Raw genomic sequence first — 12,422 nt, forward strand, 5'->3', positions numbered from 1 at the left:
TGGGACCGCCCATACACCCGCGAACAGGCCTGCTTCCCCCCGGGCTCCATGGGCGTCGACAAATACTGGTCCCCCGTCAACCGCGTCGACAACGCATACGGAGACCGAAACCTCATCTGCACATGCCCACCAATGGACGCTTACGAAGAAGCCGCAGAGTAAACAGACGACAACCAGATCAGCCCACGCACTGTCCGCGGGCTGATCCATCCCGGGCCATATGCCTTTGCCTGTGGCCCAGGCTTTTCAGCGGGGGAGACATGAAGCATTGCATCTTCGAAAATGACCAAGCCTATCTGGCTGAGCCAACCTCTGCTGCGTTCGTGCGAACCCACAACATCGATGTGATCGTGCGCGATAGTAGTGCATTTGCCTCGGCCGAGATGATCAGGGAATTTTATCATGCCCTGAGCGACCTGACCGGCGACCATTCCTATGTCGTTAATCTGCGTTTGGCTGGTGCGGGGTCCGTAGGAGGACCGCAGTACTGGACCGGGAGAGCGGCTGTTTTCTGGGGCGATTTTTCGGATTGTTGGACGTTGTCCGACGCCGAAAGAACATGGGTCTCACAAGTTCTGAACCTTTCGCCACGGACCATTCTTGTCGGTGGTGCCGTGCTTTTGCTGGCCCAGATTAGATTGTCGGAAAAAACAGTCGCGGCCATTCACCCCAACTTCGATGCAGCAGCGCGTGAAGCAGGTTTGACCAACTGTGGTACAGGCACATATCTGGCGGCGCGCGGGCGCACGCATAGCGCGACGACACGTCTGAGTACGCTGCGTTTGTTGGCGGATTTTGTTTCGTTGGACCATGGTGAGAACATGGCAGATAACCTGCGCGGGTTTATCGGCCTGTCCGAACCCAAGCGGGACTGCGAAAGCCAGCTTGCCAATCGCTTGATCCATCGTGCGGGCGGGGATCACCTGGTTATGTCAGCGGTTGAGGCAATGCTGAACCATGTCGAAGAGCCACTCAGGATCACGGACCTTTCGAACATGGTTGGCACTTCAACCCGGCAGCTTCAGAGACGGTTTCTGAACAAGACGGGGGCAAAGCTATTGACCACATACCGAGAATTGCGTTTGGAACGTGCGCATAGCCTGCTGCGGTTTACGGATTTGCCACAAATCGAGATTGCCACCGCCACAGGGTTTTCGTCTACAACGTCACTGAAACGTGCTTTTCGAGACCAGTACAAGACAATGCCGGAAGATATCCGCAGCCTCCGCTTTTCCGGTGGAATGGCGGATCGGGGGCTGGTGAACTGACGGCTCGTGCAGTATGCCGATTAGGGCGCACGCATTTGAAATCTAAATCCGCTGTGATCGGCGAATCGAAAAAAGCCTGATCAGACCGAATGCAGGGCAGACCGACATTCGGGCTCAGTGTGATCCTTTAAGTCTTTGAAACGCGGGTTTCTGCATCCGGATTCTGATTCTGTTCTGCAACATTCTCGTGATTGCTGCAATTCCGTCCCTTTTCTGCCGGAATCGTCACTGATAAACCCTTGGCCATCGGGCAGTGATTTGTTGAGGGGTACGGGCGGTAAAATGAATACCGGGGTAAACGGGCGTGTTGCCATTTCATGGTCGCAGACAGAGATTGATGGACTAGAGGCGGCACCTCTGGCATTTTTAAATGTAGGGTCGGCCTGGTCCTGGCGCGGTCAGGCATCGATGCTGGCAGGCAGCGCTGAAGTTGTCGGGCGTAAAAACGCATTTGCATCAGGTACAATCGGGCGCGTTATTTCTGCCACGACTTTTTCGGATAATGTCGTCGGAACGCTCGAGCTTATGAACGGGGCGCAACGGTTTTCAGCGTTACTGGTCGTTTCCGATGATGATGAAAGCCCGTCGCTGGTGTTTGAAAGCGGCTGTCCTTCACGCGATCAGGAATTCTGGATCAGCGCATATACTCAGATCAAGCATCAGAGTGGTGAAGTTGCAGAGCAGGACGGAACTGTCGTCGCGTTTCATCGCAAGGCCACTCAGTTCCAGTACACTGGTGTCGCGAACCTACGCGCAACTGTAAACGGTGCCACTTTAGCGGACTAAATCCCGTTAGTGGTGCCGTCTTTGAATCGAATTTCAGAAAGTTTCGGTTCCTTCCGTTCGGCATGTTGACTCTGCCAGCGCTGCGGATATAAGCGCGGCTTCATTGGTGTTGGTGGCCCCCGCAAGGGGAGGCCTGTCATGAGGGAAACCTCAAGAGGACAACGCCCTTCATAGTGGCCTATTAGGGCCTCGACCTTAAGAAGGAGATCAGCCGTGACCAAACGCACGTCTGCCAAGTACAAAATCGACCGCCGGATGGGCGAAAACATCTGGGGTCGTCCGAAATCCCCGGTCAACCGTCGTGAATACGGCCCTGGTCAGCACGGTCAGCGCCGGAAAGGCAAACTGTCTGACTTCGGTCTGCAGCTGCGCGCCAAGCAGAAGCTGAAGGGCTACTATGGCGACCTGACCGAAAAGCAGTTCCGCCGCATCTATGCCGAAGCTGTTCGTGTCAACGGCGATACCGGTGAAAACCTGATTGGTCTGCTGGAACGCCGTCTGGACGCCGTCGTCTATCGCGCCAAATTCGTCGCGACCGTGTTCGCCGCGCGTCAGTTCGTGAACCACGGCCACGTCACAGTGAACGGCAAGCGGGTCAACATCCCCAGCTACCGTGTCAAAGAAGGCGACGTCATCGAAGTACGTGACAAGTCCAAGCAACTGGCCGTTGTTCTTGAAGCTGCTGCTCTGGCCGAGCGTGACGTTCCTGATTACATCGACGCCGACCACTCGAAAATGACCGCGACTTTCGTGCGCGCACCGGGTCTGGGCGATGTGCCTTACCCTGTCATGATGGAACCGAACCTGGTTGTCGAATTCTACGCGAAGAACTAATCTTCGCCGAAATCGAAATTCGAAAGGCCGCGCGGTTGCGCGGCCTTTTTCGTTTTAGGGGGCTCTGCCCCCAATCACGACCAGCCGCGATGCCCCCCGAGCAATTTTTTTGACCAAATAAAGAGCGGATCAGATTGGCAAGGGTCGTCCTTCTGCAATTGCCTCCATCGCGAAATATGAAGTTACGCTGTCCAGCTCGACTTTTTCGATGAGGCGTTGATAGACCTTGTCGTACGAAGCCATATCCTGCGTAACAACCTTGAGCTGATAGTCGTAGTCGCCGCCAATGCGGTGGAAGTCCACGACCTCTGGTATCGTCAGAACATGCCTGCGAAAGGCCTGTAACCACTCGGCCGAGTGGTGCCGCGTACGCAGCATGACGAAGACCACAAGGCTCAGCCCTAGTTTTTCGCGCGCGATTTGCGCTGTCGATCCGATGATGACGCCCTGATCATTCAGGGCCTTCAGCCGACGCCAGCAGGCGTTTTGCGACAGCCCGATGCGGTCGGCCAGTTCACGTTGGGACAGCGTAGCGTCGGTTTGCAGTTCACGCAGCAGGCGGTGGTCAATATGATCTAGATTTTTGGACATTCCAAATCATATGACACAAGATTTATGAAAACCATCTAAAAATATGCATTATATACACAACACATATCAATCATATTTATTGGGAAACTTCGGAGTCCGTATAATGACACTTTCCCAATTTCGTTCTGACATTGAAGCTGCTGTTCGTAGCGACACGTTGCGCGATGGCTTAATCGGCGAGAATGTTATGATCCCGGGGCTGCGCGGGGACATACCTTTGGTTTACGCGGATTATGTCGCGTCGGGTCGCGCATTGAAGCAGGTCGAGGATTTTGTGGCCGCGCATGTGTTGCCGTTTTATGCCAACAGCCACACCGAGGCGTCTTATTGCGGGGCCTACATGACCCGACTGCGCCGCGAGGCCCGTGCGGAAATCTCCCGGATTGTTGGCGCCGGGGAAAATGATGCGGTGATCTTTACGGGATCGGGCGCTACAGCGGGTCTCAACCGGCTGGTCAATCTGTTGGGGATCGAGGCTGCTGCACGACCAGTGGTAATGATCGGCCCATATGAGCACCATTCGAACATCCTGCCGTGGCGGGAAAGCAAAGCGCTGGTGATTGAAATCCCCGAAGCACCCGAAGGGGGTGTCGATCTGTCGGCTTTAGAGCGTGCCTTGGTTGAAAACGCGGATGCGGATCTGATCGTCGGATCATTTTCGGCCGCTTCGAATGTGACGGGCATAATCACTGATCCCGACCCGGTTACGCGGCTGCTCAAGGCTAATGGCGCTGTAGCGGTTTGGGATTATGCGGGCGGTGGGCCTTATCTGCCAATGGAAATGGGCCCGGCGGATGCGCGCAAGGATGCGATCGTGGTCTCTCCTCATAAATTTGCCGGTGGGCCCGGCGCGTCTGGTGTATTGATCGTCAATCAAAACGTTGTGCAGCGCACATGCCCCAGCTGGCCCGGTGGTGGCACTGTGAGTTTCGTGTCCCCTTGGGGGCATGACTACAGCGCCGATCTTGCAACGCGCGAAGAGGCGGGAACGCCGAATGTCATAGGCGACATCCGTGCCGCGTTGGCTTTCATGGTCAAAGATGCAGTTGGCGCAGACGAAATCGCAAGGCGCGAGGCGCTTTACAACCAGATGGCATTGGAAGGGTGGGGAGATAACCCAGGTCTGACCTTGTTGGGCGCGGACAATCCACATCGGTTGCCTATTTTTTCCTTTCTTGTTCATGACAGTAAAGGTCAGCCGGTGCACCAGCAGTTATTCACCCGGATGCTGAGTGATGTTTATGGCATTCAAGCCCGGGGTGGGTGTGCTTGTGCCGGGCCCTATGCCCATCGGTTGCTGGGTATTGATCGTGCAGCCTCGGAGCAGTTGCATGCGGCGCTTGGTGCTGGAGAAGAGTTGAAAAAACCCGGTTGGGTGCGTCTGAACTTTTCATATCTGATGTCCCAAGAGACTGTCCGCTTCATCATCGACAGCGTCAATGACCTGTCCCGGCGGACCGAAGAGTTTACTCCCTTTTACGACGCCGACCCGGCGACAGCCCGCTTCAAGGCGGCATAAGGGAATTGCCGCTTTTCTCAACGCTTTGAGACGGGTATGAGGGGCTTCTAAATACGGAGCCTCTTATGACCCAGATCACCCCTCAACCCGGCATTATGGACATCGCGCTTTATCAGGGCGGCCAGTCGAAGGTGGCGGGGGTCGACCATGTGATCAAGTTGAGCTCGAACGAAAACCCCTTTGGCCCCAGCCCCAAAGCGATCGAGGCAGTACGGGACAGTGCGGCCACCCTGAATCGGTATCCCAGTACAGATCACGCCAGTCTGCGTAAGGCCATTGGCGAACGCCACGGGCTGGACCCAGCGCGCATTATCTGCGGCGTGGGCAGTGACGAGGTGCTGCAATTCGTGGCACAGGCTTATGCCGGTTCGGGGGATGAGGTTATCTATACCGAACACGGATTTTCGATGTACCCGATCATCGCTCGGATGGCGGGGGCAACTCCGGTGATGGTGCCTGAAACCGATCGTCACGTGGATGTGGACAACATTCTTGCCGCTGTGACTGACCAGACCCGGATCGTGTTCGTGACCAATCCGGGCAATCCGACATCGACCATGATCCCCGAGGCTGATCTTATCCGACTGGCCGAAAGCTTGCCGCAGACTTGTCTGATGGTGATTGATGGCGCCTATGCCGAGTTTGTCGAAGGGTTCGACGGAGGCCGCGCTCTGGTGGATCGGTTCGAGAATGTGATCATGACGCGGACCTTTTCCAAGATCTATGGACTGGGCGGGATGCGGGTCGGTTGGGGCTATGCGGCGCAAGAGATCATTGATGTGCTGAACCGGGTACGCCAGCCCTTTAACCTGTCGCTGACTGCGTTGGCTGCTGCCGAAGCCGCCATAAAGGACGAAGAGTACCTGACCTTTTGCCACAGCGAAAACGCACGCTTGCGGGTTTGGCTTTCGGCCCAGTTGTCCAAAATCGGCGTATCTTCGGATGCGTCCAGCACCAATTTTATTCTCGCCCGCTTTAAGGATCAGGCCGAGGCCGAAGCGTGCGACGATTACCTCAAGACACAGGGTTTGATCGTGCGCCGCGTGGCGGGATATAACCTGCCAAATGCTCTTCGGATCACGGTTGGGGACGAGGAGGCTTGTCGCCGTGTCGTTGCGGCCATAACCGCTTTCAAAGGGGGCGCCGCATGAGCCAGGTATATGACCGCGTTGCGCTGATCGGGTTGGGCCTGATCGCATCGTCGATGTTCTGGGCGATTAAACGTGCTGGATTGGCCGCCGAAGTAACCGGCTATGCCCGGTCCGAGGCCACGCGCGACACCGCGCGCAAGATTGGCCTATGCGACCGGATCTGCGACACCGCGCAAGAGGCCGTTGAGGGCGCAGACCTTGTGGTTCTATGCGTGCCGGTCGGAGCGATGGGCGCAGTTGCGCAAGAGATTGCCCCTGTCCTGAAACCGGGCGCGACCGTCTCAGACGTGGGCTCGGTCAAGCGGCATGTCATTCAGGATGTCTCGCCTCATATCCCGCAGGGTGTACATTTTATCCCAGCGCATCCGCTGGCCGGGACCGAGCATTCCGGCCCTGAATCCGGATTTGCCGAGCTGTTCGACAATCGGTGGTGCCTCTTGGTGCCGGTTGAGGGCTCGGACCCGGAGGCCGTCGCGCGCCTGCGCTCATTGTGGACGGGGTTGGGGTCGAATGTTGATGAGATGGATGCCGACCACCATGATCTGGTTCTGGCGGTTACATCCCATGCGCCACACCTTATCGCCTATACGATGGTCGGCGTAGCGGATGATCTGCGCCGTGTGACCGATAGCGAGGTCATCAAATACTCGGCCGCGGGCTTTCGGGATTTCACCCGGATCGCGGCCTCGGACCCGACTATGTGGCGCGATGTGTTTCTGACCAACAAGGATGCGACGCTAGAGATATTGGGGCGTTTCACTGAAGAACTGTTTGCGCTGCAGCGGGCCATTCGTACAGGTGACGGCGATCAGCTGTTCGATTATTTTACCCGCACACGTGCGATCCGGCGCGGGATCATTGATGCCGGGCAGGATACGGACGCGCCGGATTTTGGTCGCGGGAAAACCAACCCATGAGGCGCGGCTGGAGCGTTCTGTCGATTGGGTGGTTGGTACTTGGTGCCACAATGGGGAATGCAACGCCATCTGAACACCTGTTGACCCCCGATGACCAACCGGTTCTGGCCTTTGCCGCTCCGGTCGGGATGCAGCCAGAGTTGCAACCGAATACGCTGGTACAGCAGGTGCTGTTCAAAAAGCGTAAGCTGCGCAAAACATCGGTCTGCGGGAATATCGAAATTCAGGGCAAGCCGGTGGGTAATGTTCCCGGCAAGATCAAAGCCTGCGGGATCAAGGAAGCGGTACAGATCACCTCAGTTTCTGGTGTGGCGCTTAGCCGTCCGTCCACCATGGATTGCGGCACAGCAATTGCGCTGAACCAATGGGTCGAGAAAAGCGTGAAGCCCACCTTCAAAAGGCGCGGTCCCGTTGTCGAACTGCAGGTCGCGGCCCACTACGCATGCCGAACGCGCAACAACCGCAAGGGTGCGCGGATATCGGAACACGGTAAGGGCCGGGCCATAGACATATCAGGTTTCAAGATGGCGAATGGCGAGGTTGTGACCGTTCTGAACGGTTGGCGCAAGAACCCGTCAAAGAAGCAACTGACCAAGATCTGGCGCGCCGCCTGCGGGCCGTTCGGAACGGTACTTGGCCCGAATGCGGACCGGTATCACCGGGATCATTTTCACTTGGACACAGCCCGGTATCGCCGTGGCCCGTACTGCCGTTAACGCAGGATCAACCGCGGGGCCGGACCAAGGGGTAGCGGGCCAAGCGCCACATAGCCCTCACGGAAGTTCAACTGCAGATCCAGCGAATCGGGATTGCCCCCCAAGCCAGCCATGAATTTCAGGGCACGTGTCACAGGGTCTACCGCCTGATCGGGCAGGGCCCCTGCGGCGTTGGCCATGGCAACCATCTCACGCCAATTTTCGGCCTTGATCGAAATCTCTCCGGTAGGAATACCCTGATCGTCTACGTCCAGCTCTCCGGCAGCGAACAGGCGCAATGCACCCCATTTCATCTCAGCCAGACGCAGGTCGATCCGGGTGGGCTGAGGTCGGCTTTGTTCCAGTGCAGATCGATCCCACGGTTTGTCAAAGGTGGCGACCATATCCATTTCCAGCGCATCGAATGTCTGGGGCAGTGTGGTGGCGGAATGCATCATGGCGCGCAGATCATCGCCGGGGGAAAAGCCATCGATCCGCGCGCTGATCGCATAGGCTTGAGGATTTTCGGTTTGCTCCATCACCAGACCAAGCGTGGTTCCCGCTGCTAGCAAATCAGCATCATTGGCAACGGACCATGGTCCGGCAGTCAGAGACATTTTCTCTAGCACCAGCGCGACACCAGGTTGCAACTGCAGCTCGGCCTGCAGGTCAGCTGCAACGATGGTCGACGTTTGATCGAAATAGGACAGCAGCTGCGGCGTTTCCGCGAAACGCAGAACCTGTCGACCCGGCCAGATCGCGGGGCTTTGGAATTCGATCCAGTCGGCGCTCCAGGCGGTGCCGTTGACCGGGTCGGCCAGAGCGGGGCTGTTCAGTCGGGTGACGTGGTTGAATGGATAGCCTGCTGTGGCTACGTCCGAAAAATCGGCCAGCCAGCCTCTTTCTTGTTGGTTGTCGAACCAAGTTGTGATCGCGTTGCGCAATCCATATCCGGCGACGAACCAATAGGCGCTCCAGATCGCAGTGATGAAAATGACTACTCGTATTAGCCCGCGCATTGCTAATGGCCCTTTTTCCCGCCTTGAAATTGATGTTTATAGGCGCAAACGGGCAAGGACCAGTGCTATGACGATGTGGGTTTTCGGATATGGGTCGCTGCTGTGGAATCCCGGCTTTCCCGTGTCCCGCAGCGAACGCGCAACCCTGAATGGATATGCGCGGTCTTTCTGCATGAGTTCGATTCATCACCGCGGAACCGAAGAGAAACCCGGCCTTGTTCTGGCGTTGGATGAACAGCGTGACACCCTGTGCAAAGGTCTGGCCCTCGCCGTCGAGGCAGGCCACGAAGAGCGTACCTTGCATGAACTGCGCGAGCGCGAGCTGATCTCGTCGGCCTATGTCGAAAAGATGCTTGATGTGCATTTGGAAACGGACGAGGTCGTAACGGCTGTCACCTATGTTATCGACGCAGATCACGTGCAGTATTGCGGGGGCATGCCGTTGGAAGACCAGGCGCAGATCATTGCCCATGCTGTCGGCGGGCGCGGTCCAAATACCGAATACCTTTATAACACAGCTGAACATCTGACCGAGATTGGTCTGCGTGATCCCGATCTTGAGTGGTTAGCGCAACGGGTGCGAAGCATTACCTCATAAACCCTTGGCGTCACCGGCAGATTTTCGGTAGATTCGCGTCAGAGCAGAAAAGAACCGGGAAAAACGCGCATGGCGCAGGCACAACAGGGCGCGAGACCGCATTTCTCGCAACCCATTCGTCAGATCGTAACGATGCTTGTGGCGATCGGCCTGGCTGGTATGGGCATCTTCATGGCGCTGCCTTACGTTTTGCCGGTTTTCTATGCAAACCCGTATCTGAACGGTTTTATCCTTCTGGTATTTTTCGTCGGCGTAATTGCCTGTTTTTATCAGGTGACACAGTTGATCGGTTCGGTGCGCTGGATCGAGTCCTTCGTTGGTGGCGTTGTTCATGAGGACGCGCGCACGCCTCAGCTTTTGGCACCGCTGGCGTCGCTGCTGCGGGACCGGGGTGCGCGGTCGCAGATCAGTTCCAGTTCGACCCGGTCTATTTTGGATTCGGTGGCCGAACGGGTCGAGGAAGAGCGTGAGATCACGCGTTATATCACCAATGTTCTGATCTATCTTGGGCTTTTGGGAACGTTTTTTGGCTTGGCCACGACGGTCCCCGCTATTGTCGACACGATCCGCAGTCTCAATCCGCAGGATGGCGAAGAAGGGCTGGCCGTGTTCAATCGCCTGATGGTTGGCCTTGAAACCCAACTGCAGGGAATGGGCGTGGCCTTTGGGTCTTCGTTGCTGGGTCTTGCCGGATCACTGATTGTGGGGTTGCTGGAACTGTTCGCGGGCCACGGGCAGAACCGGTTTTATCGAGAGCTCGAAGAATGGTTGTCCTCGATCACCCGTGTCGGCTTTGCAGCAGGCGATGACGGCAGCAGCACCGAACTGGCGGTTCTGACACCGGTTCTGGATGCAATGTCCGAACAGATGAACGCCCTGCAGGACCTGTTTTCGGCGCAGGAAGCCGACCGGGCCGAGCTGTCGGGCAAGCTGGGGCATCTTGTCGGCGCAATCGGAGATATGAACCAGCGTCAGTCTGAGACCGAGAATGTCACCGCTGCGCTGGAACGTGTCGCACTGGGGCAGGACGCTCTGCTGGATCATCTGCGAGAACAGGGGACCAGCGAAGGAATAGACGCAGAAAGCCGCATGCGCCTGCGCTCGATGGATGTTCAGTTGCTGCGTATCCTCGAAGAAATTTCAGCAGGCCGCCAAGAAAGCATGAGCGAGCTGCGCAAGGACATCGAACTTTTGGTCAAAGCTCTTACATTGCCCCGAGGCGCCGTTCGAACCGCTCCGGAAGGAGAGTAATCCATGGCTCTGTCCCGTCGCACAGGTCAGCGGTTTCAGGGGTCGGTCTGGCCGGGTTTCGTGGATGCGATGACCGGGCTGTTGATGGTGCTGACCTTTGTGTTGACCATCTTCATGGTGGTGCAATTCGTGCTGCGCGAGACGATTTCGGGGCAAGAGGATGAACTGACCGCCCTGTCCGGCGAAGTGGCGGCCCTTGCCGGTGCGCTTGGGTTGGAAGAACGGGAAAACAGCCGCCTTCAGGCCCGGTTAGGGGCGCTGAATGCGACCCTGACGCAGGCCGAGGAAGATCTGGCGCAGGCGGAAACCAGGATCACGTCATTCGAAGCACAGGTCGCATCTCTGTTGGCCGATCAAGAGCGGTCGCTGGGGGTTATCGCCTCACTGGAATCTGAGCGTTCGGAATTGCTGAATGAACAAGAGGCCCTGAACCTGGCCCTTGCCCAAAGCCGTGCCGAGGTTGATGCCCAGGCCGAGGCCGCCCGGCTTGATGCTGCCCGCCGCGAAGCGCTTGAAGCGTTGGTGGCGGATCTGGAACAAAATGAGGCCGCGCAGGCCGCATTGGTCACCGAGCTTGAAGGCCAACTTGACGCCGAAGAGGCCGCGCGCCTGGCCGAAGCTGCGGCGGCCGAAAACCTGCGCAATCGTCTGCAGGACGCGGATGCGGAACTGACCGCTATGACGCTGGCTCTGGAAGCGCAACGCAAGCAAGCCGAAGAAACCCTGACCCTGTTGGCCGCTGCGCAAGCTGCCAAGGCTGAGCTCGAGCGGCAATTTGGTGAACTTGATAGTCAGGAGTTGCAGGCCCAGCTGCAAGCGGCATTGGCCGCCCAAACCGACGCTCTGACAGCGGAGCAGATACAGCGTACATTGGCCGAAGAACGCGCAGCCTTGCTGGCCGTTGCGCGTGAGGCAATCTCTGCCGAGAAAGCCGTTTCAGCAAAGGCGCAGCGTCAGACTGCCTTGCTAAACCAGCAGATGGCAGCCCTGCGCGAGCAGTTGGGTGGATTGCAGGCCTTGCTGGACGATTACGAAGACCGCAACGCCGCCGCTGATATTCGTATTCAAACATTAGGTCAGGATCTGAACGCCGCACTCGCCCGCGCCGCTTCGGAAGAGCGTCGCCGCCGTTTGTTGGAAGAGGCCGAGCGCGCCCGGCTTGAGGCCGAGGCCGAAGCCCTTTCGGGCCAGAACCAAGAACTTACGGCGCAGGCCGAGGATCTTCAGCGATATCGCTCTGAATTCTTCGGCCGGTTGCGCGATGTGCTGGGTAATCAGGAAGGCGTTCGGATCGAAGGCGATCGGTTTGTGTTCTCGTCCGAAGTACTGTTCGATACAGGATCAGCAGTGCTGTCGCCCAAGGGTCAGCTTGAGATCGCCAAGGTGGCCAATATACTGCGCGGTGTCGCGGCTGAAATTCCCGAAGGCCTGAACTGGGTTATTCGCGTGGACGGCCATACCGACAATGTCCCGCTGGCCGGAACTGGCCGCTATCGGGACAACTGGGAGCTTAGCCAGGGACGCGCCTTGTCGGTTGTCCGTTATATGGTCGATGCGCTGGGTATTCCACCGCAACGTCTGGCGGCCAATGGCTTTGGTGAATTCCAACCCTTCAACCCCGCAAACACCCCAGAAGCGCGCGCTCAGAATCGCCGGATCGAATTGAAGCTGACCGAGCGCTAATTGCAGCAAGGAAGGCCCATTGTCAGAGTTGGGTGGTTTTCCGGGCGCCCCTGAGGTTTTCTTTTGAGACAGGTGACACGGCTTAGGCAAGAAAAAAGCCCGGCGTAGAA

General features: G+C 57.4%; 12 protein-coding genes. 10 read left to right on the top strand and 2 right to left on the bottom strand.

The window, feature by feature from the left end; translation table 11 throughout:
* Positions 1 to 260 precede the first annotated feature (260 nt).
* The 3 genes from AC2FIM_RS10220 to rpsD all read left to right on the top strand — a co-directional run bounded on the left by AC2FIM_RS10220 (position 261) and on the right by rpsD (position 2,888).
* The gene (locus tag AC2FIM_RS10220) at positions 261 to 1,268 is read left to right on the top strand and encodes a helix-turn-helix domain-containing protein (RefSeq protein ID WP_496708105.1); all 1,008 of its coding nucleotides are present in this window, start codon (positions 261 to 263) and stop codon (positions 1,266 to 1,268) included.
* A 282-nt stretch (positions 1,269 to 1,550) separates the two neighbouring features.
* Positions 1,551 to 2,054 (top strand): hypothetical protein, encoded by a 504-nt coding sequence (locus tag AC2FIM_RS10225; RefSeq protein ID WP_282027585.1) that lies wholly within the window; start codon positions 1,551 to 1,553, stop codon positions 2,052 to 2,054.
* Between the two features lie 213 nt (positions 2,055 to 2,267).
* Positions 2,268 to 2,888, top strand: a complete 621-nt coding sequence (gene rpsD / locus AC2FIM_RS10230; RefSeq protein ID WP_058279997.1) for a 30S ribosomal protein S4 — start codon at positions 2,268 to 2,270, stop codon at positions 2,886 to 2,888.
* A gap of 129 nt (positions 2,889 to 3,017) precedes the next feature.
* On the opposite strand, the gene AC2FIM_RS10235 is transcribed toward rpsD, so the two are convergent.
* A complete protein-coding gene (locus tag AC2FIM_RS10235; RefSeq protein WP_142636466.1) occupies positions 3,018 to 3,479 on the bottom strand; it encodes an Lrp/AsnC family transcriptional regulator in 462 nt (153 codons plus the stop codon).
* 103 nt (positions 3,480 to 3,582) lie between these two features.
* On the opposite strand from AC2FIM_RS10235, the gene AC2FIM_RS10240 reads away from it, so the two are divergent.
* From AC2FIM_RS10240 to AC2FIM_RS10255, 4 genes are all read left to right on the top strand, one after another.
* On the top strand, positions 3,583 to 4,998 hold the full coding sequence (locus AC2FIM_RS10240; RefSeq protein WP_282027584.1) for an aminotransferase class V-fold PLP-dependent enzyme: 1,416 nt from the start codon (positions 3,583 to 3,585) through the stop codon (positions 4,996 to 4,998).
* Positions 4,999 to 5,063: 65 nt separating this feature from the next.
* Positions 5,064 to 6,149: a histidinol-phosphate transaminase gene (gene hisC, locus AC2FIM_RS10245; protein WP_496677614.1), complete on the top strand. Its 1,086-nt coding sequence runs from the start codon at positions 5,064 to 5,066 to the stop codon at positions 6,147 to 6,149.
* The gene (locus tag AC2FIM_RS10250; RefSeq protein ID WP_271949152.1) at positions 6,146 to 7,066 is read left to right on the top strand and encodes a prephenate/arogenate dehydrogenase family protein; all 921 of its coding nucleotides are present in this window, start codon (positions 6,146 to 6,148) and stop codon (positions 7,064 to 7,066) included. Before hisC ends, AC2FIM_RS10250 begins: the two co-directional genes overlap by 4 nt.
* The gene (locus AC2FIM_RS10255) at positions 7,063 to 7,782 is read left to right on the top strand and encodes an extensin-like domain-containing protein (RefSeq protein WP_271949154.1); all 720 of its coding nucleotides are present in this window, start codon (positions 7,063 to 7,065) and stop codon (positions 7,780 to 7,782) included. The genes AC2FIM_RS10250 and AC2FIM_RS10255 overlap by 4 nt, the downstream gene beginning before the upstream one ends.
* Here the strand turns inward: AC2FIM_RS10255 and AC2FIM_RS10260 are convergent.
* Positions 7,779 to 8,780 (bottom strand): DUF2125 domain-containing protein, encoded by a 1,002-nt coding sequence (locus AC2FIM_RS10260; RefSeq protein WP_142636475.1) that lies wholly within the window; start codon positions 8,778 to 8,780, stop codon positions 7,779 to 7,781. The two genes, AC2FIM_RS10255 and AC2FIM_RS10260, sit on opposite strands and share 4 nt — an antisense overlap.
* Positions 8,781 to 8,847: 67 nt before the next feature.
* Here AC2FIM_RS10260 and AC2FIM_RS10265 point away from each other — a divergent pair, with 67 nt between their 5' ends.
* The 3 genes from AC2FIM_RS10265 (at position 8,848) to AC2FIM_RS10275 (ending at position 12,312) form a co-directional block, all read left to right on the top strand.
* Positions 8,848 to 9,378: a gamma-glutamylcyclotransferase gene (locus AC2FIM_RS10265; protein WP_142636477.1), complete on the top strand. Its 531-nt coding sequence runs from the start codon at positions 8,848 to 8,850 to the stop codon at positions 9,376 to 9,378.
* Between the two features lie 69 nt (positions 9,379 to 9,447).
* Complete coding sequence (locus AC2FIM_RS10270; RefSeq protein WP_142636479.1) at positions 9,448 to 10,629, top strand: biopolymer transporter ExbB; 1,182 nt, start codon at positions 9,448 to 9,450, stop codon at positions 10,627 to 10,629.
* 3 nt (positions 10,630 to 10,632) lie between these two features.
* Positions 10,633 to 12,312, top strand: a complete 1,680-nt coding sequence (locus tag AC2FIM_RS10275) for a peptidoglycan -binding protein (RefSeq protein ID WP_271949158.1) — start codon at positions 10,633 to 10,635, stop codon at positions 12,310 to 12,312.
* Positions 12,313 to 12,422 lie beyond the last annotated feature (110 nt).

The organism is Ruegeria sp. CDSC052 (assembly GCF_059610685.1).